Raw genomic sequence first — 25,786 nt, 5'->3', positions numbered from 1 at the left:
GAACGCCACCCAACACCACATCACACCAAGTCAAAGACCTAGACACCGATAACAACACACGCACACCACCACCGACACCAAACCGCAGATTCGCAAACGTGCAGCAACTCAGCCTCAGCCGCCCGAGCGTCAACGCAGCACTACGGACCCTGGAACTCGCCAGACTCGTCAAGAAGATCCGCAACAGCCACTACCACATCAATCCCATGCTGGCCGGCTACAACTCCCCCGAGGACGCAGTCGCCGCCGTACACGCCATGCCGAAGGAAGACCGACTCGACGCCCATGACTTCGTCCCGAACTACCAACACGCCGTAGCCGCCTACGAGAACCAACTCGCCGACAAACGGCGCCGCAAGGACAACCAAAAACGCCGACAGGCACTCAAAGCAGTATCCTGACCCACCAATGGCTCAGGCCTAGCAGCAGCCCACCGCCCAGCAAGTGCAAGCTGGCAGCCAGCAACTCCGGATACGGCTCAGCCAAGCGCACTGCAGTGGGGGCCGAACCCAAGAGCCTGCCGCAACCCGTCAAGGCAGGCCAGGAACCAACTCACCCGCAAAGCCCTTCCAAAACCCACAGACACCCCCGAGCAACCCTCCGCCACCGTCCACCAGGCATCCACACCACCAGCCCTGAGAACGCCTCAGAGACGCACACAGCACGTTCCGTGGACATGAGCGGCCACCGTCTTGCGCCACTCACCGCTCTCCGACCTGGCCGACGCAGCGCCCCGTCAGCAGTGCAGCCCCAACTGCTCAATGTCCGTCAACTCCACCAACAGACCCTGAACCCGACGGCCCGCATCACGGAAATACACCTCGCCCAAGCCCTCGGCCAGAATCGCCTGGCGTTGTCGCTCCGTTGCGCCGGCCTGCTGGGCGGCAAAGAGACGAGCCGCATACTCCGGAGGCAGCGCCTGGTTGATGTGACGCACACGCGGGTCATCCGTAGTGCCGACCTCCGCGGTGAAACCGAAGCGGGCTCGGGTGGAGGCAAAGATGCCGCCCATGGACACCGCCCGCTGCCTGACCCGCACACCATCAGCATCAAGCAGCCAGCCAGCCAGCAGTCACAAAGGGAAGAACTGGGCCATCTCCAAGACCCCCCACACCAGGAAACACGGAACGCGGATGACCCAATGATTCCAACCGCACTCCCCGCCGCCAACAACAACCGAAGACAGACACGACAGCGCGTCCGGCCGGTGGGTGTCGGGCCCCGAGCAGTGTCATTGACTGCAGTGCATGCGAGGCGTCCTGGTGGACTTAGCTGATGAACTTCAGGTCAATCAGGTAAGTCCACCAGGACGGGGTCGGGTCAGGTTGCGCGGCGCAGGGGTACGACGACCTCTTCGCCGGTGGCCTTGGGGCTCAGGCGGTAGTAGCGGATGTGGCCCAGGCGCTCGGACTCCTCCAGCCAGCCGGCCTCGACGATCTGGCGGCGGGTGCGGGAGAAGACGGTGGGCGACATGCCGAGGACGTCGGCCAGCTCGGCGGCCGTCTTGCTGACCGTGCCGGCGCGGTCCGTGGGGTGCGCGGCGTAGAGCATCAGGATCAGGCGCTGGTTGGCGGGCAGGCCGGCGGTGTGTTCCAGCAGGCGGAGGGTCATGTCCTTCGTGTTGCTCACTTTGCCTCCCACCGTGCAGGGGTTGACTCGTCGAATCCAGGGATGTCCGGCGGGTTGCAGGTCTTGATGGCTTCGCGCTGTTCGATCCCAGTCCCGTGAAAAGCAATGTACGGGCTGATCCGGTAGAAGTTGTAGTTTCCGATGCGGCCGCGGACGATCAGGATGCGGTGCTTGGCCAACTTCCGGTTGATCTTCCCCACGGCATCGGTGGACATGCCGACCCGCTGGCCGATGTCCGCGCCGGTGGCCTTGAGGGGCTCCATGCCTTCCGGTGACACTCCGATCCACCACAGGACGAGGAACTTCTGGCTGGGCGTGAAGGCCCTGCTTTCGGTGATCGCCTCCACCCGTGCCTTGTCGACCTGGGTGTGCCTGCCGGAGAAGGCGTACGGCGCATAGGGGACGATCTCGCCGGTGTCAGCGTCCAGCAGTCTGCGCGCTGTTCCCAACAGGGCCTCCGAGGCTGGTTGCTGAAGCGTTCATGAGGGCGGCTTTCAGGCCGACCTGATGAACTTAACGTACATGAGCAAGAAGTCGATGAGCCCCGCCCAGAGAGACGTGTCGCTGGACTTCTCAACCGGATCCCGAGTGCCGCCCGGACGGCGTAGAACGGGGTTTTCTGGGCCGCCTTCATGAACGTGAAGTCAATCTGCCACGATCCTGTGGTCGTGGTACCCAGTTCCTAGGATCGTTGGCCCACGATTCCTCGGACCGTGTGTGCTGTTCCAGGAACTGCCTGGCAGTTCCCAGGAACTGGGTCGGAGGTGGCGTTCTCGCAGGTCAGCGTGGGTTTGGGCAGCTGACGCTCTCTTACTTGAGGCTGAGGTTGTGTTCGGTTGCGCAGGGGCGGCCGTCGGCGGGGTGTCAGGTTGCGGCGGAGTGTGGGTAGTTCGGGGAAGTGGCGGGTCCGAACCAGTTTCTTGAGGAGCTGTACCCGCTCCTTCTTTCCGCGTTGCCCATGCCACCCCTTCTGGACCTCAGCCAGCGAAAGTCAGCCACGGCGGTGGGGGCGCCGGACGGGCAGGCGCGCGTGTGTTTCCAGCAACCACTCCCCCGGCTCAGCCACGTTTGCGTTGTTCCAGGCGGGGGGTGGGACGGGCCGCGGGTGGGCGTGGGGAGAGCCGCGAGCACGAGAGCTATTACGGCGTAATAGGTAGAGCGAGGGGCCCCTGCCTTGTTCGGCAGGGGCCCCTCGTTGTGGTGGTCAGTTGTCTGCGGCCGCGCGTTGTTGCTGGTGTTCGTTGAGGATGCCGAGCATCTTGTCGAACTCCGTGTCCGTCATCTTGCGGATCAGGTGCATCGCGAGGAAGGCGCCGTCGTCGTAAGGGAGTTTCGGGGGGTTCGAGGAGTCGGAGCGGGGTTCGGGGACCAGTGCGTCCGTGTCGACGGTGGTAGAAGGTGTGGGGTCGGGTTCCGGCTCGGGGTCGGGTTGGGGCTTGGGGGCCGGGTCTTCTATTACGTCGTAATAGGTGGGGGGCTCGGGCTCCGGCTTGGGCTTCGGCAGGATGGCTGCTGGGCGTTTGCCTGGCTTCTGTGCGGGGCGCTCGGCTTCCTTGCGGGCTCGTTCCGCCTTCAGTTCGTCCAGGGCCGTCTCCTGCTGGTCGGCCGGCTTGTTGCCTACCGCGCGCAGGAGGTCGATGGGGTCGTGGCCGATGCGTGACTGGAGTTCGGGGGTGAGGCTCAGCAGGGCCAGGCGCTGGGAGACCCAGCCCTGGGAGCGGTGGAGGCGCTTGGCGAGGGCCGTCTGGCTGCCGTGGATGGCCAGGAGGCGGTTGAGGGCCTTGGCCTCGTCGAGCTCGTCGAGGTCCTGACGGTGGATGTTGGCGACCAGGGCCGACTCAAGGAGTTCCTCGGAGGTACTCCCCTGGTCGTCGCTGACCATGACCTTGACGGTGGCCAGGCCTGCCTCGCGGGCAGCGGCCAGGCGGCTGCTGCCGTCGATTACGACGTAATAGGTGTCCGCTTCGAGGCTGTCCTCGTGGTCGGGGTTGGCCTTGATATAGGTGTCGCGGTTCATGACCGTGATCGCCTGCTTCTGGCCGTGGGTGCTGAGGCTGCCCGCGAGGTCGGTCAGGTCGCCGAGGGTCGAGCGGGGGTTGTCTGGGTTCAGGCTGACGCGATGGGTGGGGAGTTCGGTGGGCGGGGCGACTCCGTCCGTGGGGACTCCGGTGGCCGCGGCCACGGCTGCGCGGCGGGCGCTGACCGGTCGTGCCGAGGCTCCGAACCGGCCAGCACCCAGCTGCTCGGCCTTCTTCGTCATGAGATCTCCCGGGCCAGGGCGCGCATGCTGACGGCCTGCTGGGACTTGGGGGCGTAGGACAACAACGGCTGCTTCATGCGGACTGCTTCTTTTTGTTCCTTCAGGTCGCCGACGAGGCCCACCACCCGCGGATCCTTTATGTCCACCCAGCCCTGGAGGGAGGAGGTGGCGATGTAGCCGCGGCGGCCGTCGTAGAGGTTCACGACGATGCCCAGGTAGTCGATTTCGAGGGAGAGGTCGGCGCGCAGGTCCTCGATCTGGGTGGTGAGGAGTTCGTACGCGTCGGCGGAGCTGTCCTCGGCCTGGACGACGACGAGGGCTCCGGACTGGCCGGGCTTCTCGTTGTCGCGGCGCCGGCCGTAGTAGGCGGCGGCGTCCATGCTGAGGCCGAGGCTGGGCGGGCAGTCGATGAGGATGACGTCGTAGTCGGCTTCCAGGGGGGCCAGGGCCCGTTCGAGAGCGGCTTCTCGGGCTCTTACGGCGGAGAGGCGCACGTCGAGGAGGAAGGCGTCGTTGCAGCCGGGGAGAAGGTGCAGGCGGCCGTCGAAGTTGTCGTCGTCGATGGAGACGATGAGGTCGCGGAGGTCTCCCTTGGGGTCGCCCGCCATGTGGTTGGTGAGGCTGTCGCCGTTCATCGGCACGGGGGTGGCGCCGAGCTGGTTGGTGAGGTGGCACTGGGGGTCGAAGTCGACCAGGAGGACGCGCATGCCGAGGCCGGGGAGGCTCTCGACGTCCAGCGGGTCGTCGGTCATGGTCTCGGGCTCATCGGTCTCGACGGCGCGGAGGGCGGCGACCAACTGCTTGGCCACGCGGACCGGGTGGAGCTTGTTGGGGTCCTCGGCCATCGCCTCGCCGGTGCCCGCGGTGATGGCGGTCTTGCCGACACCGCCCTTCTGGTTGCAGACGACGATGCGGCGGGTGACGGCCGGGCGTACGACGTCGGGGGCGGGGTTGGTGTCGAGCCAGAGCCTGACGGACTGGGCGAGGCCCTGGATGAGCGAGACCCCGCGGTCGGCGGCCGTCCGCTTGAACTCGTCCCACTGGCCCTGGGGGAGGAAGGTGGAGAAGGAGTCGGCACCCGAGGTGTCGACGGGTTCCAGGGCGGAGGCAAGACCGCACCAGGCGGTGATGCCCTGCTCTACGGCGCTCTGGATCTCGAGGCCGTGCTGGGCGGCCCTGACTTTGAGGTCCTGCCGGAGCCGACCCGGCAGCTTGGAGACGACCTTCTCGCGGTCACTGGAGGTGGCTGGAGAACTCATAGGGGCTACCTTACTAACGTGCTTGATCAAAATCTCGTCCGACACGTTAGTTAGGGAAAGTTGGCCGGTCCCAGTGGGGGGCGGAGGGTGCGTGGGGCGTCGTACCGAGACGTATTACGGCGTAATAGCCGGGGCGGGATCAACGGGACGCCCGGGCTATTACGCCGTAATGGGGTGGGGCAGTGGGGGAGTGGGGGAGTGGGTTGTGTCAGGCAATGGCCCAGGGGCTCGGGCCCTGGGGAGCGCGGCGGGAGGCGGGGCGCGAGGTGTCCCAGGCGGGCTGGAGCGCGGCGGAGACGATGCCCCACAGCTGACCGGCGGTCAGGGTGCGGACAGGCACGACGACCTGCCCGGCGAGGCTGATGCCGAACGAGGACTCCAGTGCGCTGACGATGCCGATGAGGGCCAGGGAGTCCAGTCCGTAGGTCTCCAGAGGCTCATCGGCCACGGGCGCCTTGTCCTTGCCCAGCCCGGGCAGGCCGCGCTGAAGGACGGTCTCGAACGTCGAGTTCCACGGTGCTGAGGCCATCGGCGGGCTTCCTTCCGGCTGCCGGGCGGTGTGACGCGTTTCCGCGAGCAGCCTGACCGGGGGGACTTGAGTCCGCGTGGACGGGCGCTCAGGCACGCAGGCGCTCAGGCGTTGAGCGGGGGTGGGGGAGGGGAGGGGAAACGCCGGGGCGGGGCTATTACGTCGTAATAGCCCTGTGGCTGTCGGGGCCAGCGCAGGGAAAGCCGCTCGACCCGGTCGCCTCCTTGAAGAGAGGCTGTGGGCATGGAGTTCCTCTGCTACCACCGCGACAGGCCCGGCTCCCTGCCGTTGCGCGACGAACTGTTGGAAGAGCACTGGTCCTACATGGACCGGTACGCGAAGGAGATGATCGCCCGGGGCCCGACCTTCGCGGCCGACGACACCGTCACCGGAAGCGTGCACATCCTCGATCTGCCCGATGCCGCCGCCGCCCGAGCGTTCGCCTTCGACGAGCCGAACTATCAGGCCGGTGTCTACCGGGACGTGCTGCTGCGACGGTGGCGCAACACGCTCGGGCGCACCATGTGGGACTTCCCGGGTGGGCGAAGCGGCGGCAACCGGTACCTGGTGCTCGGACTTGGTACGGGGCTGGCCGCCGACCTTGCGGTGCCGCCCGGTCAGGACGAGCTGATCGCCTACGGGCCGCTGCTGTCCGACGACGGCGCCGCCTGGCTGGGCACGGCGGCGCTGGTCCGGGCGCCGGATCCGGAGACGGCACGCGCCCTCCTGACCGCGGAGCGGTACGCCGATATCGAGGTGCACGACTGGGAGTTCGGCGGGCGGCCGTCATGACCCGGGGCGCCTGGTGATCGTTCAGCCGTTGCCACCCAACGGGCTGAACACAGGGCCCGTCTCGACCGGGCCGGCCTGGGCACTGCTCGGGGCCGGCGCGGTGGTCGTCCTCACGGTCGGTGTGGTGGCCGCGCTGACGCGGCGGGAGCCCCCTGCCAAGCGCCTGACCAACTGGCTGTTCGGGCTCGGGCTGACCATGTGCGCCGTAGGTGGACTCGTGCTGCTGGGCGAAGCCTTCGAGGAGCAGGAGGCAAATGACGGGCTGCATGCGGCCGGTCGCCGGATCATCGGCGAGGCACTGGACTCGGCCCACAGCTGTGACCCCGCCTCCGCGCAACCGACCTTCGTCTATCCGAGCCAACCCGGGGCCGGCGGCGCGGCCACATACGTTCCGTCGCCGTGCAGCGCCTCACCGCGCGACGTCACGCTGGACTCGTCGGTGGTGACCTCCGACGGCGTGTACGAGGCGCAGGCGGTGAACTCCTTCGGCACGAACGGGCACGTGACCATCACCGACTCGGACAGCGGCGAGCAGGTCTGTGCCACCATCCCGGACACGGCGGACGGCACCGGCTCCGTCGTCGACGGCCCATGTCCGGGGTAGGGCCGGGGGTAGGGCCGGGGGCTATTACGGCGTAATAGCCCCCGTGTCCGCCGCTCGGATGACGCGGCACGGCTCCTCGTGCGGGTGTCCCTTTCGGCTGCCTGGACGGCGTTACTCTCGCACGCAACGAAGGAGGGCGCATGTCGGGCAAGGCTGGACGAATGGTTATTGTCTGCATGCTCGCCCTGTCGGGTGTTCTTGTGGTCGTCGGCTGCCGCGACTCCGATCACAAGCCGGACGTCAGTCCCTCCGCCGGCACCCCGGAGGTGTCGCCGTCGACGACATCGCCGTCCTTGTCCGGCACCGCCCAAGTCCCCTCGCCGAGGTCCGCGTCGTCGTCCGCCGGCGGCACCGCTGTCCCGTCTCCGCCGCCGCCCCCTACATGCACCGACTGCGACCATGACGACGGTCCCAGCCTCGCCCCGTCCGCCACTCCGCCGTCTCCCGCGACTCCCGACGCTCCCGAAGTGTCTCCCCCTGATGGCACGTGAGTGAGCCCACTGAGGACCTGCTGCCTCCCCACCACGGGCAGACAGGCGGCGAGAGGCGACCGGCAAGCCCGACCGCACTCCTCAAGACCGTCATCGCGCAGGCATCCGTCATTGCAGCGCTGATGTTCTATCTGGGGGCGATGTACAGCAGCCAGTACTACGGCTACTTCCATCTCTCCATCTACTCCCTCGACTTCGGCTTCGCACCGCTGGTGCTCCAGAGCCTGAAGCTGCTGCGGTCTCCGGTTCTCGTGGCTGTTGTCCTCGTCCTGATCGCGGTGACCGCTCCCTGGTACGTCATGCGTCGTCCACTGTCCGGGCAGCCCGCTCAACGGGCTCTAGCTGCCCTGGCTCCGGTGGCACGGCTCTACCCGGTGGTCCTGGCGGCCGGGCTGGTGCTGCTGGTCTTCTGGTCACGGATCCAGCCGTACGAATGGGCCGCCCCGCTCACGCTCGCGGTCGGATTCCTGCTGGGCCTGGTCGCACACGCCGCGGGCAACCGGCCAGGGGGAGCGGGCCGTCGGGGCCTGCTCTTCTTCGCCGCCGTCGTCTGCCTGTTCTGGGTGCTCACCGAGACCGCGCTGCAACTCGGGGAGAAGGACGCCAGGGCCCGCGCCAGTCATGTGCAGAGCTGGCCCAGCGTGATGCTCCTCAGCACCCGGCCGCTGAGCCTGCCCCCGCCCGGGGTCCAGGAGGAGAAGTTTGCGCGCAAGGACCTGCGGATGCCGTACCGCTATACGGGACTGCGGCTCCTGATCGAACGCAGCGGCCGCTACTACGTCGTTCCCGCCGACTGGAAGGCCAGGACCGATCCGGTCTACGTCATCCACGAGAGCGACGACCTCTGGGTCGGGCTCGGGCCGGGCGTCCAATGACCAGAGCCTGGGCAGGACCAGAAGCACGACCCAGCGGCTGGGCAGTGGCAGCGACTGAAGCGACCGAAGCGACTGTGGGACCGGGTTGGGTGCGGGGCCCGGGCGGTGGGGGAGGGGTGGCGGGTCCAGGTTTGCTGCAGGGTCGCTTGAGTCGCTGCGTGCGTTCAGTCGCTGCCCGAAGGGGACTCTCGGGTCGTGGGGGCGGGGACAGCGACTGAAGAGGAGCGACTGAGGGTCGCTTGAGTCGCCTTCGGTCGCTGAGGGAAAAGGCCTGGTCAGGATGGGTGTCGGGGGTGAAACAGCGACTGAAGCGACCGAAGGTCGGGGTATATGAAGACATTCGCGCGTGCGCGTGTGCGCGTGTGTACGTCATATATAGGGACCTTGAGTCGCTTCAGTCGCTGTTTTGGTGTGTGAGTACCCTTTGACCTGCGGCTTCGTTGAGCTACTGAGACAGCGACCGAACTGGCTTGAGTCGCTGGAGGATTTGCGTTCGGTCGCTGGAGCGACCGGGCGACACACGCAGGGATTTTTGTTTTCCCTGTGTCCCCTTCTGTCCGCGTGGTTCGCTAATCTGTCTCAGTCGTTGAGTCGCTTCAGTCGCTGATGGGGGTGTGGATGCCTGCTGAGCTGCGGGTTCCGCGCAGCGACTCAAGGCAGCCGTCTCCCGAGCCGCACGGTGGCGCCAGATCCCTGGCGACGGCGCGGTGGTGTGTCGGCCGGGGCTGGCCCGTCCACCCGCTGGCGCCGGGGCGCAAGACTCCCGCGGGCAACTGCGAGGCCTGCCGCGAGCCCGGACACACCCACCGGGACTGCGGCTGCCCGGCTGCCGGTCGCTGGTGCCACGGGTTCCACGCCGCCACCCTCGACTACGCCAGGGTCGAGCAGTGGTGGGGGGCCAACCCGCGTTTCGGCGTGGGAATCGCCTGCGGGCCCGCGAGTCTGGTCGTTGTGGACATCGACGCGCACGCCCAGGAGCTGCCCGGGCGGGACCGGCTGCTGCCGGGCATCGAGATCTCCATCGGCGTCGACCTGACCGGGCTCGCCAACGGCTTCCATACGATTGGTGTGCTGGCCGCTCTGCGCGGTGAGCACAGCCCCGCGGACGACGAGAACACCCTGCGCGTGCGCACGCCCTCCGGGGGCCTGCACGTCTGGTACCGGGCCCAGGGCGGGCAGCGCTGGCAGTGCTCCACCGGGTCGGGCGGGGGCCGTTCGCTGGCCTGGCAGGTCGACATACGGGCGCACGGCGGGTACATCGTCGCCCCGGGGACCGTGACCGCGGCGGGGGTGTACGAGCCTGTCGGGCCGGTGCGGGAACCCGCACCGCTGCCGGGCTGGCTGGCCCGCGAGCTGGAGCGCACCGGGCATCTGCCGCCCGCACACGTGCCCGTGCCGCGCCCGGTGCCGCCGCGGGCCCGGCAGGCCGTGCTGGCTGCCGGGGGAGGGCAGGCGGCCGCGGGCCGGGCCCTGAGCGCCGTACTGGCCGAAGTGGCTGCCTGCGCAGCCGTGTCCGAAGGGGCGGGCTTCTCCGAGAAGCTCAACCGGGCCGCCTACACCGCCGGGGGACTGGTCGCCGCCGGGCACTTGACCGAGGAGGAGGCCGAACGGGTGCTGGACCAGGCCGCAGAGCATGCCCGGCCGGGGCAGCAGCGGCGCTACCGCGCCATCATCCGTTCCGGTCTGAGCGCGGGCCGGCAGCGCCCGTTGTCCCCGGGAGGCCGCGCGTGACCGCCGACGACAACGCGCTCTTCGACGCCCAGGCGGTCGCCGCGCAGATCCTCGCCCAGCCCGGCACCCAGGTGCCCCGGCAGGCTGTCGAGCACCGGCACGGCGCGGGCGGGGACGGGGAGGCCACCGTCGACGGGCTGCTGCCGGACACCCTCAGCGACCGTGGCAACGCCAAACTGTTCGTCAAGCTGTACTCCAACGACTACCGGCACGTGCCCGGGCTCGGCTGGTACCGCTGGGACAGCACCCGCTGGCAGATCGACGAGGACGACACGGTGATGTGGGCCGCGGGGGACCTGGCCGAGTCCCTGGCGACCGACGACCCGCGAGGTGCCTACAGTGCCTCGGCGCTGCAGCAGCACCGCCGGCGCGCGCTGAGCACCAGCGGCATGAACGCGATGCTCACCCAGGCCAAGTCCGCGCCGGGCATGGTGCTCAACGCCGCCCGGCTGGACGCCGACCCCTACGCGCTGTGCACCCCGGCCGGAGTCGTCGACCTGCGCACCGGGCTGATCCGTACGCCCGACCCGGACAAGGACTTCCACTCCCGCTCCACCACCGCGGGCCCGCAGGCGATGCCGACCCCGCGCTGGGACCGGTTCCTCACCGACACTTTCGGCGACGGCCCCGAGGGCGCGGAAATGATCGACTTCCTGCATCTGCTGCTGGGCTACTCCATCACCGGGGACGTCGGCGGCCAGGTGATGCCGTTCCTGTTCGGCTCGGGCAAGAACGGCAAGTCGGTGCTCCTGGACGTGCTGATGAAGCTCGTCGGTGACTACGCGGACGCGGCGCCGCCCGGGTTCCTGATGGCCCGGCCCTACGAGGGGCATCCGACCGATCTGGCCGAGCTGCACGGGCGGCGGGTCATCGTGTGCAGCGAGGTCAAGCCGGGGGACCGGTTCGACGAGGCGCGGGTGAAGCTGCTGACCGGTGGCGACCGGATCAAGGCGCGCCGGATGCGGCAGGACTTCTTCAGCTTCCAGCCCACCCACAAGCTCTGGCTGCTCGGCAACCACCGGCCCGAGGTGGGCACCGGCGGCTTCGCGTTCTGGCGCCGGATGCGGCTGATCCCGTTCGAGCGGGTCGTGTCCGACGACCGCAAGATCGACAACCTGGCGGACGTGCTGGTCACCGAGGAGGGGCCGGGCATCCTCAACTGGCTGATCCTGGGCGCCCGCCGCTATCTGCGGGGCGAGAAGGACCTCGCCGGTCCGGAGCGGGTGCGCATCGCCACCACGGCGTACGCGGAGACCGAGGACCACACCGGGCGGTTCCTGTCGGAGGAGTGCTGTCTCGGGCCGGATCTGAGAGCGGAGCAGGCCCAGCTCTACGCGGCCTACAAGACGTGGTGTCAAAATGAGGGGGCTCCGGCGATATCGTCCCGGGCCTTCGCGGCGCGGGTCCGAGAGGTGGTGGGACTGGCGTCTCCGAAGGAGATGATCCTGTCCAACCAGCGCAAGTACTACCCGGGCATCGGACTGGTCGCCGACGAGGAGACAGCATGAGCGCCCTCATAGGAGAGGACGAGATCATCCACGAGGTCGACTTCGTCTGGCTCGAGGACATCACGGAACTGGACTACGTACGCCAGAGTCTGGACCGGTTGCCCACCCGCAGGGGCAGGCCCGCCTACCACCGCGACGGACGTATGGTCGGCTACGCCCTGCTCGGTCCCAGCGCCAAGCCGTCGCGGTCCTCCGGCACCTTCCGCCGCCGGGTGTTCTGGTTGCTGCCGCACGACCGGGACGCCGTGCCCGACGGGTTGTATGCGACCGGCGCGCCGGCCGAGGCCGTGGACCCGCGCACGCTGGCACCGGGCAAGAAGGGACGCAAGACGGAGCGTTCGGAGGGCGGACCGACCTCCCCGGAGGTACGGGAGCGCGGGTTGACGCTGCCGCTGTAGGGCGGTGTGCCGGCAGAGCCGTCCCCGGGCGGGCTATTACGCCGTAATAGGTGGCGTGGTCGGTCGCGGTGGAGGCGTGGTTCGTACGACGGTCGCTGTCGCGGCGTAGGAGGGACACCGGGCCGGGCGGGGAGTCCGGCCATGCCTTCGTACCCGCGGTGAGGCCGGTCCGTGCGGGGGCTGCGGTCGAGCTCGGCCGACGATTGCCTGTCCGGGTGCAACTCGCCCTGGCGACAGCCGCGTTAACAACAGACCTTCCGGTATTGATCCTCTATGGGATGGGACCGCTGCACGCTAATGTGCACGTGCAGCGGGCTTTCCGTCCGCTGCACGTCCCTCAACGCAGGCCGCACGTCTCGTAGGCGGGGGAGTGGGTGTGACGATGCCGTGGCTGTCACCCTCATCCGACCGGTCCGGTGATCGTCGAGGTGAACACCGTCTCGTCGTCCTGACGGCCGGTGACCTCCACGGTCATCATCCCGCCGCTCTCGGGGGACACCCGTGTGATGTCGATCCAGCAGGGCCGGTCGAGTTCGACGTAGCGGCGGAACGAGCTGGACGCGCTCGCCGGGGTCATCGTCCGGGGCGCCACCAGGGCGGAGGCCGCCTGGCGTGCCCCCTCCAGCAGGACCATGCCGGGCAGATGGTCGTCGGCGTGGTCGAAGAGGATCGGGTGGTCGAGGCGCGGCGTGAGCAGCCAGCTGGTGGGCGAGTCGGTGGCCGACAGCACCACATCGGCCGTGGAGCCGCGGCCCACGCTCGCCGGTGGGAGCGGGGCGCGGTCCGCCCGGATGTCGAAGGCGGGGCCCGACCACGGCTTGCGGGCCGCGCGCAGCCGCCTGTAGACGCCCTGCTGGATCACGCCGAAGCTGCCCGAGCCGTGTGCCACCACATTGCCCTGGCGTCGGATGGACAGCTCCAGTTGCAGCCAACTGGCCATGCCCCTGCGCCAGGTGACCTCGGTGCATTTGGCTTCGAGGTCGAAGTCCGTCGGGCTGAGGGCGATCCGCAGGTTCTGCAGGGCCGTCGTGTAGTTGAGGTTCCCCAGGACGAAGCGGTGGTGGAGCGGTACGCCGAGTTCCGCGTGGGCGAGGAACATGCCGGCCTGCCGAAACGTCTCTGCGGTGAGCAGGGGATCGTGGCTGTCCCCGCCGGGGCTGGTGAAGAGTGTGTGCGCCCGGGGCCACTGTCCGGTGAGGGAGAACCTCAGGTCGTCCTGGGCCGTGCAGCCCGTGAGGAAGACCTCCGCGAAGCTCGCGCGGTGCACGTACTCCCTGGGGACCGTCGTGGTGAGTCGAGGCAGTGCGGGCAGTTCGACTGTGCTCTGGCTGGTAGGCAGACCCATCGGAGACCCCCCGTCTTGAAGCTTTGTTCGACGACAGCTAATAAGATACGGACGGACCGGTTTTCTTCTATCGCCCACCAGGTAAAGGATTGTTCAAGTGTCCGAAGAACGCTTGAACCAATGGTTCCGTTTCTGTCGGTTTGATCCTGTATCAACCTTGGCCGATCAAGGCGACGTTCGACGCATTGAAGAACAAATCGGCAAGTCTGGCCATCATGTGATTGATTTGAGCAGCCGGTAACAAACCTGTTCAGCGGTTTTCTTTATCCTCACACTTGATCGCCGTTTTGGAGGCAGCAGGTGCAGAATCCGTCCGTTCCCGTGGTGCTCGATCCCTCCGGCCAGGACCTTCATGGCGAGGCGGCCCGGCTGAGGCGACTCGGCGCGGTCGTCCAAGTCGCCCTGCCGGGCGGTGTGTTGGCCTGGTCGGTGAACCGGGGTGACCTGATCAAGCAGGTGCTGGCCGACCCGCGGGTGTCCAAGGACGCCTACCGGCACTGGCCCGCGTGGATCAACGACGAGGTCGACGACTCGTGGCCGCTGGCCATGTGGGTGTCGGTGCGCAGCATGCTCACCGCCTACGGCGAGGAGCACACCAGGCTGCGCAAGCTGGTCGTCGGCGCCTTCACCGCCCGGCGCACGGTGGACCTCAGACCGCGCATCGCCGAGATCACCGCCGAGCTGCTGACCCGGCTGGAAGGGCTGCCGTCCGCCCAACCCGTCGACATCCGCAAGGAGTTCGCCTACGAGCTGCCCATCCGGGTGATCTCGGAGATGCTCGGTCTGGACGACCGGGAGCGCGACGACCTCCACCGGGTCACGGACGTGCTGTTCACCACGACCACGACTCCGGAGACGGCCCAGAAGAACCAGGCCGAGCTGTACGGGCTGATGAACGACCTCGTCGGGCGCAAACGCGTGCACCCGGGCACCGACCTCACCAGCGCCCTGATCGCCATGCGCGACGAGGACGGGGAGGGTCTGACGGAGAAGGAACTCATCGACACCCTCCTGCTGATCATCGGGGCGGGGCACGAGACGACCGTCAACCTCCTCGATCACGCCATCTGCGCCCTGCTCACCCATCCCGAGCAGCTCCGGCTGGTGCGGGAAGGGACCGTCACCTGGGATGCGGTGGTCCACGAGACGCTGCGGTCCCAGGCGCCGGTGGCCAACATCCTGCTCCGGTTCGCCGTCGAGGACCTCGACCTCGACGGCACCGTGATCCGCGCGGGTGAGCCGATCCTGCTCTCGCTCGTCGCCGCCGGCCGTGACCCCGGCGCGCACGGCCTTGACGCGGACACCTTCGATGTCACCCGCCCCACGCGTCACGAGCACTTCTCCTTCGGCCACGGCGTCCACCACTGCCTGGGCCGCCCCCTGGCCATGAGCGAGGCGACGATCGCGCTGCCCGCCCTCTTCGAGCGGTTCCCGCACCTCGAACTGGCCGTCGAGCCCCGCGAGCTGGGGCTGTTCGAGTCCTTCATATCCAGCGGCCACACGGAACTTCCGGTGCTGCTGGCACCCCGTTCCTGAGCGCTGCCCGTCCCGTGACCACAGGGAGGTCTCCCCGTGTCCCACCCCGCACTGAGCACGCTCCGCCTGGCCGCCGTCAACATCGACGGCGTCCTGCTCAACGACACCTTCAGCCCGGTCATGCACCGGCTCGTCGCCGCCCAGGGAGTCGAGTACACGCCTGAACTCGAACGGGCCCTGCTCTCCCGGCCGCAACTCGTGGCCGCCCAGGTGTTCGTGGAGGTCACCGGCACCAGCGCCACTCCGCAGGAGGTGCTTCGCGCCTATTTCGCGGAACGCGAGCGCTACCTTCGTGAGCAGCCGGTGCGGCTGCTCGACGGAGCGGCCGCGCTTCTGGAGCGGCTGCGTACGCTCGGCCTGGACCTCGTGTGCTACGGCGGACTGGACGAGAGTCACTTCGAGCGTCATCTCGGGCCGTGGGCCACGTACTTCAGCGAGCCCCGCTACATCTGCACCAACGCCTTCCGGCCAGGCCTTCGCGAGATCACCCGGGACTTCTTCTCCCTCGCCCCCCACCAGGCGCTCTTCATCGACGACGCGGCCTCCGTCGCCGAGCGGGCCAGGGAACTGGACATGCCCTTCATCGGCCACCCCAGCCCCTTCGCGCACGGATTCCAGCGGGAGCTCATGCGGCGGGCCGGTGTCCGGTACCTGGTGCGGGAGTTGTCCGAGATCGACGAGGCGATGCTGCGCGCCCTCGACGCCGAGGCCGCCGAGCGCACCGTGTGGCGGCACGGCGACCCGGTTCCGGCGCACCTCGCCGCCGAAGCCGGGACGCGGTCATGACCGGGGCGGGCACCGCACCGCTGGCCGGCAAGGTCGTCCTCATCACCGGCGCCAGCAGTGGCATCGGAGCGGCGGCGGGGCGGGTGTTCGCGCGGCAGGGAGCCGTCGTCGTCCTGACGGCCCGGCGCGAGGACCGGCTGAGGGACCTCGTGGCAGAGCTGCGCGACACGGGGGCCGAGGCGCGCTATCACGCCATGGACGTGCGCCGCGGCGAGGAGGTCCGGCGGGCCGTGCAGCACACGGTCGAGCACTACGGCCGCCTGGACGCCGCGTTCAACAACGCCGGCGTGGGGGTGGAGAAGGTGCCGTTGCACCTCCTGGAGGACGAGGCGTACGAACTGGTCATGGAGACGAACGTGCGCGGCGTGTGGAACTGCATGCGTCATGAGATCGCGGCCATGGTGCAGGGCGGGGGAGGAGCGATCGTGAACACCAGCAGCGTGGGCGGGCTGGTCGCCTCCTCCACGGCTGCCCCCTACATCGCCTCCAAGCACGCGGTGATCGGGCTCACCAAGGCCGCGGCCGTGGAGTACGCGGCCCACCGGATACGGGTCAACTCCATCGCCCCCGGCCTGACCCGCTCGGAGATGGTCGACGAGTGGTTCGCCGTGTCGCCCGCGGCGGCCGAGAAGGCCTATCGGTCCGCGCCACAGGGGCGGGCCGCGGAGCCGGAAGAGGTGGCGGAGACCGCCGCGTGGCTGTGCAGTGACAGGGCGAGCTTCGTCACGGGTGCGACGCTCCCGGTGGACGGAGGCCGCACCGCCTGGTGAACGCCGGTAGGCAAGTGACGGGCGGTGGCTGCCCGGCACCAGGGGCCCCGCCCGTCACACGCGTCACCCGACGACTCCCGGCCATCATCGGATTCCTTCCCGTCCACCCCCGGGTAAGCGCGGTCGAAGTGGGGTAACGTACGTCGTGTTCGGTTTTGTTTTCAATGGAGGAGGGTCCCGTGGCACAGCAAGAGCGTGCGGTACGGACCCGTCGTGCTGTTATCGAGGCCGCAGCCACCGTCTTCGCCGAACGCGGTTACACGGCGGCGACCATCGCGGAGATCCTCGAACGGGCCGGAGTGACGAAGGGCGCCCTGTACTTCCACTTCGACTCCAAGGAGGCCCTGGCGCGCGGTGTGATCGGAGCCCAGATCGACAACGACTACTGGGTGCCGCGTGAGCTGAAGCTCCAGGAGTGGGTGGACATCGGCATGACGCTGGCCCATCAGATCCCCCTGGACGTCATCCTGCTGGCGGGGATACGCCTCTCCGGTGACATGCAGGGGCGGGATCTGTTCGGCAGTGCGTGGCCGGCCTGGATCGAGCTGTCGACCAAGCTGCTGACCGAGGCCAAGGAGCGGGGAGAGGTGCTGCCCCACGTCGTCCCCCAGGAGACGGCCGAATGCTTCCTCGGGTCCTGGCTGGGGACGCAGATGTTCTCCGAGGCGAACTCCAACTGGGCGGACCTCAGCGACCGGGTCTCGGTCCTGTACAACCACATGCTGCCGGCCATTGCCACACCCGCGGCACTGATCCGGCTGGACACCGCGCCCGACAGAGGCGCCCGGGTCGTCAGGGAAGCCGAGCGTTGCCGACAGGCCGAGCTCGCGGCTTCCGAGGCCTGACGGAGCGCCGGTTTCCGCGCCCGCGGAGCGCGGCACCCACCGCGGCCGCGGGGGTTTCGGCACCTCAACAAACCTGACATCTGGTTTGCTGCCTCGCGTGTGAGGGTCCCCGGTGGCGATGTGGAATCCGTTCAACGGGTCGACCGGGTCGGGCGGACCACGCCATCGGGCTCACCGGGACGGGATAGCAAACCCCGCACGCTCTTTTGTGAGCCGACTGTGAGGCGAGTCCTGGTCCGCCCGCATGCGTCATCATCGACGGCTCCACACAACACGAGCAGGGTGTCTGACGGAGTGTGACCATCAAGCCCGCACAAGGGTTGTACAGCTCCCACCCTGGCAAACCTACCAATCATGCGGTTTGCTAATGTCCTGAAACGGAACGCCGCACGCCCCTGAGGGAAGCGGACTGATGCACTCCGTGTTCCGCTCCAGTCCCCAGGAGGAGACCGATGGTCAAGCAGGTGCGCGCGGCCCGTACGCGCCAGGCCCTCATCCTCGCGGCGGCCGAGGTCTTCGCCGACGAGGGGTACGCGCAGGCCACCCTGCCCGTGATCAGCAAGCGCGCGGGAGTGAGCACCGGCGCCCTGCACTTCCACTTCCCCAGCAAGGACGTGCTGGCCAGGGAGGTGGAGGGAGCCGCGGCGGACTCCGTCGAGAAGATGGCCGAACGCTGTCTGTCCTCGGCCGACACCCTGTTGCAGTCACTCGTGAACGCCACCTGCCGGCTGCTCGCCGCCGTGGCCACCGACCCCGTCGTCAGGGCGGGCTTCAAGCTCGGCACCGACCCGTCGCGCAACAGCGGGGCGGGGGTGCCGCAGTGGTGGTGCGCCTGGGTCCACGATCTCGTCGTCCAGGCGCAGGACGCGGGGGAGTTGGCGGCCGACGTCGCGCCCGAGGACGCGGCGGCGGCCGTCGTCGCGGCGACCGTGGGCTTCGAGACGCTCGGCGAGGTGGACGGCGCGTGGCTGTCCAGGGAACGGGTGTCCCGGTTCTGGTCGTTCATCCTGCCGCGGATGGCGGCCTCGCCCCAGACGATCTTGGTCAAGCCGGTCAAGGCCATGGGTGAGGTCGACAGCGAGTGAACGCGGCTTTAACAAAAACCGCGCACATGGTTCGGTAATGGTCTAGTCAAGCCCAGGTAGTAGTAGCCCTTTTGTTCGGCTTTTTCGCCCTATTTGTCCCGGAAGACAGGGAAGATCCCGGCTGTCTCGAGTGGGTCTCGCGTACGGATAGAGGACAAGCAGGGAGGCCGGTACGGTATTGACATACCGCCCGTGCTGTTTTTTACTCGGGTTGCTAGGGAACCGCTCTAAGGCAGCCAGCAGCGACGGGGAGACGGCGTGGACATCGACATACTCGGCACACTCGCCGTACGGGAGAAGGGCGTCTCCATCACCCCGACGGCACCCAAGCCGCGCCAGGTGTTAGCCCTCCTCGCGCTCGACGCCGACCAGGTCGTGCACGTGGACACGCTGAGCGAGGAGCTCTGGGGCGCCAAGCCGCCCCGCAGCGCCCGCCCCACACTGCAGACCTACATCCTGCAGCTGCGCGAGCTGATCACCGTAGCCCTGGAGAGCGGGGACGCGGAAGAGGGCCGTTCGGCCAAGGACGTCCTGCTGACCGTGCCCGGCGGCTATCTGCTCAAGAGCGGCTCAGGCACCAGCGACGTCCGCGAGTTCGAGCGGCTGGCCGGCATGGGATACCGGGCCATGGACGCCGAGGACTACCCCGGCGCCGCCCAGCAGCTGCGCGAGGCGCTCGAACTGTGGACCGGCCCCGCCCTCGCCGACGTGCACGCCGGAACCCATCTGGAGACGCAGGTCAAACGGCTGGAGGAGAGCCGGCTGTGCGCGCTGGACCAGCGCATCGAGGCCGATCTGCGGCTCGGCCGGCACCGTGAGCTGCTCGCCGAACTGACCGTGCTCGTCAGCCGGTACCCCACCCACGAGAGCCTGTGCGGCCAGTACATGCTGGCCCTGTACCGCTCCGGCCGCCGCGGCGAGGCGTTGGACGCCTACCAGCGGCTGCGCGCCACCCTGGTCCGCACCCTGGGTCTCGAACCGTCGCCCGCACTGGGCAAGCTGCAGCGCTCCATCCTCATGGCCGGGCCGGAGGGCGTCGTACCGCCCGCCTCCGGGTCCGGACGGCTCACGGCCATCGGCTGACCGGGCGCCAACGGGGCCCGGCCGGCCGAGTGCGACCTTGGGCGCCACCTCCGTCTTTGTTCGAGCACCGCTCTAGGCGCACGACGCAGTTTTTGAGGACACACGGAGGAGGGGGGATCGGTATGCCGTCCGAACGAGGGCACTCGGCCCAGCACACCATCTCCGTCGCCGCCCCCGCCGGTGTCGTCTACGGCATGCTCGCCGACGCCGTGCGCTGGCCGGTGTTCCTCTCCTCCCACGTCCACGTCGAGCGGATGGACTTCGACGGGGTCACCGAGCAGTTGCGCATGTGGGACGTGACGGCCGACCACGTCCGTTCCTCACGCACCCGACGGGTGCTCAAACCGCAGTCGCGGTCCATCGAGTTCGAGCAGCAGGACACCTTCTGGCCGGACGCGCCCACCACCGGCGCCTGGACCGTGCAGGCCCAGGACGACGAGAGCTCCCTGGTCACCCTGCGGCACGACCTGCCGCCGGCCGGCCCCTACCGGTCCACCGCCCACGACCCCGAGGCCGAACTCAGGACCCAGCTGGACGGGGTCCGGGAGATGGCCGAGCACTGGGAGAAACTCGACGAACTGCTGCTGTCCTTCGAGGACAGCGTGCTGGTGGACGGACCCTTCGAGCTCGTCTACGACTTCCTCTACCGGATCGAGAACTGGGCCGAGACCGTCCCGCACGTCGAGCGGACCAGCGTCACCGAGGACCAGCCGGGCGTGCAGCTCGCCGCCATGGACACCTGTGCCGAGGAGACCGGCGAGACCGTCACCGTCGAGGCCGTACGCCTGTGCTTCCCGCACGCCGGGCGGATCGTCTTCAAGGAGACGGTCACGCCCGAACTGATCGCGGCGCACGCCGGTGAGTGGTACCTGCTGCCCGAAGAGTCCGGGGTGCGGGTCGGCTGCACCCACCACGTTCTGCTCAGGGAAGAGGCCGTGGCCCCGGTCCTGGGCGAGGAAGCCACCCTTGCGGACGCCCGCCGGTATGTGCGCGAGTGGCTGGGCCGCGCGAGCACCGAAGCGCTGGGCCTGGCCAAGTGGCACGCGGAGAGCGCCGTCCGCCGTCTGCGATGAGGAGGCCCGTGATGGCCCTCACCCGACCGGCTCCGACCGGGGAGAACACCGACACCGCCACCGCGGAGCCACGTTTGGCCCGCGAGCGGCGCAGGGCGGCCTACGCCGAACTGCCGCCGCCGGTGGAGGTGGCGCTGCGCGCCGTACGGCTGGAGGCACAGCTCGGCGACCCCGCCGATCCGGCCAACCGCTACGGCCTTCCCGCGCTGAGCGCCGTGGAGGGCACCGAGGGCCCGCCGTCCCCCGCCGACCTGCGCGCCGAGTTCTGGCCCCGCGCCGCCGGCGGCCACTACACCAGTGCCGACCAGCTGGTACGAGTGCTGCGCCCGCTCTTCCGCCGGGACCTGGCCCTCGGCCACGCCTGGGGCACCCGCCCGCTGCTCGCCGCGGCCGACGGCACCCGCCCGGCGCCCGGCCGGCCGGCCGAACTGGCCGCCCTGCTCGGGCCGGTGGCGCTGATCGCGGCGACGGGCACCGTGCTGCGCACCGCGGTCCGCGTCGTCGACGAGCTCGGCCACCACGAACCGGCCGCCCGGCAGTGGCACGGCACGCTCGCCGGTGACTTCGCCGACCTGCTGGCCTGCGAGAGCCTGACGACCGTGGCGCTGCGCTCCCTGGTCCTGCCCGCCGAGGCCACCGCCCTGCTCACCGCCGTGGTCGGATACGTCGTCCCGCAGCTGGTGGCCGACGTCCACAACGACCTCGAACTCGTCCTGAACGAGACCGGGTTCGTGCCCGGCAGCCTTGAGCAGCGCTCGCTCGCCAAGCTGAGGGCCGACCTCGCCGCCGGCGGGCAGTGGCCCGACCCGGCCGCCTGCCGGGCGCGGCTCGTCGCCGCCCTGCCCGACCTCGCCGAGAACGGGGAGCCCGCGCCGGACGCCGGCGCGCTGTTCAGGATCGGCGACGCGGCCGCCGTCCCGGCCGACCTGCTGCCCGAGGGCACCGGCTGCCACCATGTGCTGGCCGACGCGCTGGCCACCGCGGCGGCGGCCCGGCCGGCCGAAGGGGAGGACGGCGCGCTCGCCCGCGCCGCCCGGCGGCTGCGCACCGAGCGGCGCACCCTGCGCCTGCCCTGTCTGCAGGCCGCCGACGCCTCCCCGGAGGACCCCGCCGCGCGGGCGCTGGCGGACCGTCAGGCCCAAGTGCTGCTGGCCGCAGCGGTGCTCGGCGTCCGCCGGGCGGCCGACCACACCACCTTCCTCAGCAGCCCGGACTGGGCCCTGCTCGCGCTCGTCCGCCTCACCGAACGGCTCGGCGTCCCGCGGCCGCCCGTGCCGGCCGATCCGCGCGAGGACGTCTGGGCGGAGCTGGCCGAGCGCGGCCGACGCGACGTCGACTGCGACGTGTACGCCACGAAGTCGCTGTGGTGAACGGGCCCGAGGACCGCGAGGGACAAGGGCACCGGCCCGCGGGCGGCCCGGTGGACCTCGCGGTGCCCCTGCCCTCGCCGCTGCACATCGCCGGTCCCGAGGGGCCCTGGGAGCCGGTGTCCGACGCGGTGGAGTCCACCGGGGTCGCCGTGGTGCACACGACCTGGGGCGAGTGGCTCACCGTCACCCTGCTCGACCCGCGGCTGCGCGCGCTGCTCGGCCACGACTGGCCGCGCTACCGGCAGACCCGTGCCAGCGCCGGGCGGCTGCGCTTCGCCGTCTCCCGCCTGGTCATGAAGTACACCGCCGGGGCGGTGCTCCAAGTGCCTCCCGACGCCCTCGACCTCGCCTACAAACCCGGCGGGCGGCCCCATCTGCGCGGGCTCGGCGAAGAGCTCGAACTGAGCCTCGCGCACACCGACGAGCTGATCGTGGTCGGTGTCAGCGGCACCGGCCCCATCGGGGTGGACGCCGAACCCGTCGGCCGGCAGGCGCCCTTGGAACTGCTGGGCGAGTATGTGTGCACGCCCGAGGAGGCGGCCGCGCTCGCCGTGCTGCCCGAGGCCGAGCGCACCCTCAGGCTGTTGCAGCTGTGGACGCTGAAGGAGGCCTACACCAAGGCCCTCGGACAGGGGATGCGGCGCCGTTTCGCCGCGTTCGGGTTCCGCCGCGACGGCGAGGGGCGCATCACCCTGGCGGAGGACTCGGAGGGTGCCCGCGCATGGGCGTTCGCCGCCCATCTCGTCCAGGGGCGCTACCTCGTGAGCGCCGCCCACCGGCCGGCGCAGACCGCCCGGCAGGTGCCGTCGTACGACGCCGCCGTGTTCGCCGAGGCCGGTTTGCCGGCCGCGGGCGTACCGGGCTTTCCGGGGCGGTGGAGACCCGGCGACCGATGAGGAACCACGTGGGCACCGAGCCCGGCCGCGCCTCGCGGGCGGCAGGGGCGGGGGTGCGCGGACGCCCTCCCGCGGGGCCGACGACGAGGTCGGTGCCGTACGGGGAGCGGGTGCCGCAGGGGCCGTGCGGGGCGCGCGGGCCGGCGGGGCCGTATGTGCCGAGTGCGCCGCAGCAGTCGGCGTATCTCGCGCAGAAACGATCCGAACAGGAGCGGGAACGAGCAGAAAAGGGGGGCAGGGAGCCGGTCCTCTTCGCCGCGGCGGCGGGTTTCGGTACCCGGGACAGCGGATGAGCAGCCATCACCTTTCCGAGGACACCGTCCTCGCCGTGGTCCACGAGCCGGGCGGCACCGCGCCGCGGTCCCCCGTCGTGCTGGAGCTGTGCGGGCCGCTGGGCACCGCGGAGGCCGAGAACGTGGCGGCCCGGCTGGCCGAGCGGCACCGCGCGTACTCCGTCACCGTCGACGACGACGGCGACCGGCACAGCCTCAGCTTCCACCCGGCCGTGCCCGGCGACGGCGGACACGAGCCGCTCACCGCCGAGCTGCTGGCCGACGTACTGGCCCTGCTGCCCGGCGTGGAGGGCATCGTCCCGGCCACGGGGCACCAGCGCGAGCTGATCCTCGCGGCCGCGGCCGGGTCGCCGGACCGCCATGTCGAGCAGCTCTTCTGGAACTGGTCCGGGCCGCTGGACACGTCCCGCTTCGCCACGGCCTGGCAGTCGCTCGTCGAGCGCGAGGCCGTGCTGCGGGCGTCGTTCGACTGGACGGCCGCACCGCGTCTGGTCCTGCACGACCGGGCCCGGATCGAGGTCGTCCACCATGCGCACTCCACCGTCACCTGGGGCGACCTGGTCAAGCGGGACCGGGCGCGCGGCTTCGACCTGCACCGGCCGGGCCTGCTGCGGGTGACCCTGCTGGAGGGGACGCCGGGGCCGGCGGTGCAGGACTGGTTCGCGCAGAACTGGTCGCCGCAGGACCGGCTGCCGCCCGAGCGGGCGCCGGTGCGGGTGCTGCTGACCTACCACCGCGCCCTGCTGGACGAGCGCGGCGTCCATCTCCTGCTGCGTGAGTTCTTCCGGGCCTACGTCAGCGGCGGCACCCTGCCCGGTGGCGAGCGGCGGCCCGACGTCCGCGACCACGCCCGCTGGCTGGCCCGTCAGGACACCACCACCGCACGCGCGTTCTGGTCCGCGGCCGCGCCGGCCCCCGGCGTCGCCGTCCGCTCCGGCCGCCCCGGCGGTCCCACCGGACACACCGGTCCCGGCCGGCTGCAACGCCGCCTCAGGCCCCCGCAGACCGCGCGGCTGCGGTCCTGGGCGGCGATGCGGGGCGTCGGCGAGAGCAGCGCGCTGCATGTGGTGTGGGCCCTGCTGCTGTACCGGGCGTCGGGCGCCGAGGGGCCGGTGCCGGTCAGCTTCGGCGTGCATCTGTCCGGGCGGGACGTGCCGATGCAGGGCGCCGCGGGCATCCCCGGGCTGCTCGGCAACGCGCTGCCGATGACCGTCACCGTCGACCCGGCGGCCCCCCTGGTGGAGCTGCTGCACGAGGTGCGCGACACCGCGTTCGACCTGATCGCGGACGCCTGGGTGCCCGCCGACCGGGTCCGCGCCTGGAGCGGCCGGGGCGAGGACACCGACCTGACCGACACGGTCGTCGTCTTCGACAGCCGGCCCGAGCTGCCGGAGGCGCTGCTCGCCGAACTGCGCGAGCAGGGCGTCCAGGTGGACGTCCCGCAGAGCGTCAGCGGTGACACGAGCCTGCCGTTCACCCTCGTCGCCCAGCACAGCCCCGAGGGCGGGCTGCTGCTGACCGGTCTGTACGACCGCGCGAGCCTGGCGGACGGGGACGCCTCCGCGACGCTGTCGCAGTGCGTGCAGCTGCTGCGCTCCCTGCCCGACCACCGGGACCTGCAGTGCACCGTCGCCCAGGTGCTGGAGCCGCTGCGCAGCTCCGACGTGCCCAGGGTGGCCCCGCGCTCGCCCGCGCCGCGCGGCCTCGCCCTGGCCGTGCTGCGGCCCGGGGAACCGCTGTCGGACGTCATCTGCCTGATCGGGGTGCCGGGTGTGCCGACCGGCGCCTACGAGGTCCTCGCCCGTGACCACCAAGGACCCGAACGGATCGTGGCCCTGCGCATGGAGGGACCGGCGGAGGTGTCGGTGTCCGTGCTGCGCGAGATGCTCGCCCCGGACCGCCGGCTCGTCCTCGGCGGCTGCGGGCCGGGCGGCAGCGCCGCCTATGAGATCGCCCGGCGCGGGGCGGCCGAGCACGGCCTGGCCGCGGCCGTGGTGATGACGGGGGTCGGCGGCGCCACCGCGAGCGCCCAGGCCCTGGCCCGCGGGCTGTGGTCCGTGCGCGCCAGGGACTTGCGACGTGCGACGGGTGACGGGTGACGGGGACCGAATTCATGCCGGAAATAGGGCGTGAGCAAGCTTTTGTGCCGGTTCTCAAGTCGGGGAGGAGCCGTTCTCTAGCGGCTCGTTCGACGGTGTCCGAAAAGCTGGAGGAGGGGGCATGAGCGATTCGGACCAAGCACAACCGGCGCTGCGCATCGAGCGCGGGCACGCGAGCGATGAGGAGCTGGCCGCGCTCACCGTCGTACTGCTCGCGCTGTGCGCGGAGGCGCAGGAGAGCGAGGCGGGGCGTCCGGTCAACGGCTCCCGGTGGTGGAGGAGGCCGCACTCCTACCGGGCCCCGCGCAGCTGGCAGTGACGGATCTTGGTGCTCCAGGAAGGAACCTGACCACATGTCAACGACGATTGCCTCCGCTCCGGTCGACACCGGGCCGGCCGACATCCGCGGCCGGGTGGCAGAGCTGCACGGCATCCGTGCGCAGGCGCTGGCGGGCCCCAGCGAGAAGGCGACCGAGGCGCAGCACGCCAAGGGCAAGCTGACGGCGCGGGAGCGGATCGAGCTGCTCCT

At 70.1% G+C, this 25,786-nt stretch carries 26 protein-coding genes and 1 pseudogene; 19 read left to right on the top strand and 8 right to left on the bottom strand.

The genetic code is table 11. The annotated features are described in order from the left end of the window. On the top strand, positions 1 to 401 hold a 401-nt coding region (locus ACFY1J_RS45395), incomplete at its 5' end, for a hypothetical protein (RefSeq protein WP_390713152.1). Between the two features lie 335 nt (positions 402 to 736). On the opposite strand, the gene tpg is transcribed toward ACFY1J_RS45395, so the two are convergent. From tpg to ACFY1J_RS45365, 6 genes are all read right to left on the bottom strand, one after another. Then, positions 737 to 1,039 (bottom strand): telomere-protecting terminal protein Tpg, encoded by a 303-nt coding sequence (gene tpg / locus ACFY1J_RS45390; RefSeq protein ID WP_390713151.1) that lies wholly within the window; start codon positions 1,037 to 1,039, stop codon positions 737 to 739. A gap of 281 nt (positions 1,040 to 1,320) precedes the next feature. Continuing rightward, the gene (locus ACFY1J_RS45385) at positions 1,321 to 1,611 is read right to left on the bottom strand and encodes a replication initiation protein, RepL2 (protein WP_390713153.1); all 291 of its coding nucleotides are present in this window, start codon (positions 1,609 to 1,611) and stop codon (positions 1,321 to 1,323) included. A 14-nt stretch (positions 1,612 to 1,625) separates the two neighbouring features. Beyond that, positions 1,626 to 2,078, bottom strand: a complete 453-nt coding sequence (locus tag ACFY1J_RS45380; protein ID WP_390713150.1) for a MarR family transcriptional regulator — start codon at positions 2,076 to 2,078, stop codon at positions 1,626 to 1,628. A gap of 755 nt (positions 2,079 to 2,833) precedes the next feature. Next, on the bottom strand, positions 2,834 to 3,889 hold the full coding sequence (locus ACFY1J_RS45375) for a ParB/RepB/Spo0J family partition protein (protein WP_390713149.1): 1,056 nt from the start codon (positions 3,887 to 3,889) through the stop codon (positions 2,834 to 2,836). Further along, complete coding sequence (locus ACFY1J_RS45370; protein WP_390713148.1) at positions 3,886 to 5,148, bottom strand: AAA family ATPase; 1,263 nt, start codon at positions 5,146 to 5,148, stop codon at positions 3,886 to 3,888. The genes ACFY1J_RS45375 and ACFY1J_RS45370 overlap by 4 nt, the downstream gene beginning before the upstream one ends. Before the next feature lie 208 nt (positions 5,149 to 5,356). Continuing rightward, entirely contained in the window at positions 5,357 to 5,677 is a 321-nt protein-coding gene (locus tag ACFY1J_RS45365; protein WP_363300172.1) for an acyl carrier protein, read from the bottom strand. A 243-nt stretch (positions 5,678 to 5,920) separates the two neighbouring features. Here ACFY1J_RS45365 and ACFY1J_RS45360 point away from each other — a divergent pair, with 243 nt between their 5' ends. Continuing rightward, positions 5,921 to 6,469 carry a YciI family protein gene (locus tag ACFY1J_RS45360; RefSeq protein WP_390713147.1) on the top strand — a complete coding sequence of 183 codons (549 nt, stop codon included), beginning with the start codon at positions 5,921 to 5,923 and terminating at the stop codon, positions 6,467 to 6,469. 28 nt (positions 6,470 to 6,497) lie between these two features. Next, positions 6,498 to 7,073 carry a hypothetical protein gene (locus tag ACFY1J_RS45355; RefSeq protein WP_390713146.1) on the top strand — a complete coding sequence of 192 codons (576 nt, stop codon included), beginning with the start codon at positions 6,498 to 6,500 and terminating at the stop codon, positions 7,071 to 7,073. Positions 7,074 to 7,299: 226 nt separating this feature from the next. Here ACFY1J_RS45355 and ACFY1J_RS45350 read toward each other — a convergent pair whose 3' ends face one another. Further along, a complete protein-coding gene (locus tag ACFY1J_RS45350; protein WP_390713145.1) occupies positions 7,300 to 7,425 on the bottom strand; it encodes a hypothetical protein in 126 nt (41 codons plus the stop codon). A gap of 135 nt (positions 7,426 to 7,560) precedes the next feature. Between ACFY1J_RS45350 and ACFY1J_RS45345 the strand changes: the two genes are divergently transcribed. The 4 genes from ACFY1J_RS45345 to ACFY1J_RS45330 all read left to right on the top strand — a co-directional run bounded on the left by ACFY1J_RS45345 (position 7,561) and on the right by ACFY1J_RS45330 (position 12,076). Beyond that, a complete protein-coding gene (locus ACFY1J_RS45345) occupies positions 7,561 to 8,439 on the top strand; it encodes a hypothetical protein (protein WP_390713144.1) in 879 nt (292 codons plus the stop codon). Between the two features lie 618 nt (positions 8,440 to 9,057). Beyond that, positions 9,058 to 10,170: a bifunctional DNA primase/polymerase gene (locus tag ACFY1J_RS45340; RefSeq protein ID WP_390713143.1), complete on the top strand. Its 1,113-nt coding sequence runs from the start codon at positions 9,058 to 9,060 to the stop codon at positions 10,168 to 10,170. Next, positions 10,167 to 11,678 (top strand): phage/plasmid primase, P4 family, encoded by a 1,512-nt coding sequence (locus ACFY1J_RS45335; protein ID WP_390713142.1) that lies wholly within the window; start codon positions 10,167 to 10,169, stop codon positions 11,676 to 11,678. Before ACFY1J_RS45340 ends, ACFY1J_RS45335 begins: the two co-directional genes overlap by 4 nt. After that, on the top strand, positions 11,675 to 12,076 hold the full coding sequence (locus ACFY1J_RS45330; RefSeq protein ID WP_390733256.1) for a DUF6009 family protein: 402 nt from the start codon (positions 11,675 to 11,677) through the stop codon (positions 12,074 to 12,076). Before ACFY1J_RS45335 ends, ACFY1J_RS45330 begins: the two co-directional genes overlap by 4 nt. Before the next feature lie 400 nt (positions 12,077 to 12,476). Here the strand turns inward: ACFY1J_RS45330 and ACFY1J_RS45325 are convergent, their stop codons facing one another. Continuing rightward, complete coding sequence (locus ACFY1J_RS45325) at positions 12,477 to 13,421, bottom strand: ScbA/BarX family gamma-butyrolactone biosynthesis protein (protein WP_390733255.1); 945 nt, start codon at positions 13,419 to 13,421, stop codon at positions 12,477 to 12,479. A gap of 300 nt (positions 13,422 to 13,721) precedes the next feature. Here ACFY1J_RS45325 and ACFY1J_RS45320 point away from each other — a divergent pair, with 300 nt between their 5' ends. From ACFY1J_RS45320 to ACFY1J_RS45265, 12 genes and pseudogenes are all read left to right on the top strand, one after another. After that, positions 13,722 to 14,957, top strand: coding sequence for a cytochrome P450 (locus ACFY1J_RS45320; protein ID WP_390713139.1), 1,236 nt, complete (start codon positions 13,722 to 13,724; stop codon positions 14,955 to 14,957). Between the two features lie 36 nt (positions 14,958 to 14,993). Continuing rightward, complete coding sequence (locus tag ACFY1J_RS45315) at positions 14,994 to 15,743, top strand: HAD family phosphatase (protein ID WP_390713138.1); 750 nt, start codon at positions 14,994 to 14,996, stop codon at positions 15,741 to 15,743. Further along, positions 15,740 to 16,513, top strand: coding sequence for an SDR family NAD(P)-dependent oxidoreductase (locus tag ACFY1J_RS45310; protein WP_390713137.1), 774 nt, complete (start codon positions 15,740 to 15,742; stop codon positions 16,511 to 16,513). The genes ACFY1J_RS45315 and ACFY1J_RS45310 overlap by 4 nt, the downstream gene beginning before the upstream one ends. A 179-nt stretch (positions 16,514 to 16,692) precedes the next feature. Then, positions 16,693 to 17,358 (top strand): ScbR family autoregulator-binding transcription factor, encoded by a 666-nt coding sequence (locus ACFY1J_RS45305; RefSeq protein WP_390713136.1) that lies wholly within the window; start codon positions 16,693 to 16,695, stop codon positions 17,356 to 17,358. Positions 17,359 to 17,810: 452 nt separating this feature from the next. Further along, complete coding sequence (locus tag ACFY1J_RS45300; protein ID WP_390713135.1) at positions 17,811 to 18,443, top strand: ScbR family autoregulator-binding transcription factor; 633 nt, start codon at positions 17,811 to 17,813, stop codon at positions 18,441 to 18,443. A gap of 258 nt (positions 18,444 to 18,701) precedes the next feature. Continuing rightward, the gene (locus ACFY1J_RS45295; protein ID WP_390713134.1) at positions 18,702 to 19,526 is read left to right on the top strand and encodes a BTAD domain-containing putative transcriptional regulator; all 825 of its coding nucleotides are present in this window, start codon (positions 18,702 to 18,704) and stop codon (positions 19,524 to 19,526) included. Positions 19,527 to 19,648: 122 nt separating this feature from the next. After that, positions 19,649 to 20,599 carry an SRPBCC family protein gene (locus ACFY1J_RS45290; RefSeq protein ID WP_363300188.1) on the top strand — a complete coding sequence of 317 codons (951 nt, stop codon included), beginning with the start codon at positions 19,649 to 19,651 and terminating at the stop codon, positions 20,597 to 20,599. Positions 20,600 to 20,610: 11 nt separating this feature from the next. After that, positions 20,611 to 21,969, top strand: a complete 1,359-nt coding sequence (locus ACFY1J_RS45285; RefSeq protein ID WP_390713133.1) for a hypothetical protein — start codon at positions 20,611 to 20,613, stop codon at positions 21,967 to 21,969. Further along, complete coding sequence (locus ACFY1J_RS45280) at positions 21,963 to 22,865, top strand: 4'-phosphopantetheinyl transferase family protein (RefSeq protein ID WP_390733254.1); 903 nt, start codon at positions 21,963 to 21,965, stop codon at positions 22,863 to 22,865. Before ACFY1J_RS45285 ends, ACFY1J_RS45280 begins: the two co-directional genes overlap by 7 nt. A gap of 289 nt (positions 22,866 to 23,154) precedes the next feature. Beyond that, entirely contained in the window at positions 23,155 to 25,257 is a 2,103-nt protein-coding gene (locus ACFY1J_RS45275) for a condensation domain-containing protein (protein WP_390733253.1), read from the top strand. Positions 25,258 to 25,378: 121 nt separating this feature from the next. Beyond that, on the top strand, positions 25,379 to 25,576 hold the full coding sequence (locus tag ACFY1J_RS45270) for an acyl-CoA carboxylase subunit epsilon (RefSeq protein WP_390713130.1): 198 nt from the start codon (positions 25,379 to 25,381) through the stop codon (positions 25,574 to 25,576). A 34-nt stretch (positions 25,577 to 25,610) separates the two neighbouring features. Continuing rightward, a pseudogene (locus ACFY1J_RS45265) lies at positions 25,611 to 25,786 on the top strand (methylmalonyl-CoA carboxyltransferase); the annotation flags it as partial.

This window comes from Streptomyces sp. NPDC001406 (assembly GCF_042895285.1).
Lineage (GTDB): Bacteria > Actinomycetota > Actinomycetes > Streptomycetales > Streptomycetaceae > Streptomyces.
This window is presented reverse-complemented; position numbering and strand designations above follow the sequence as displayed.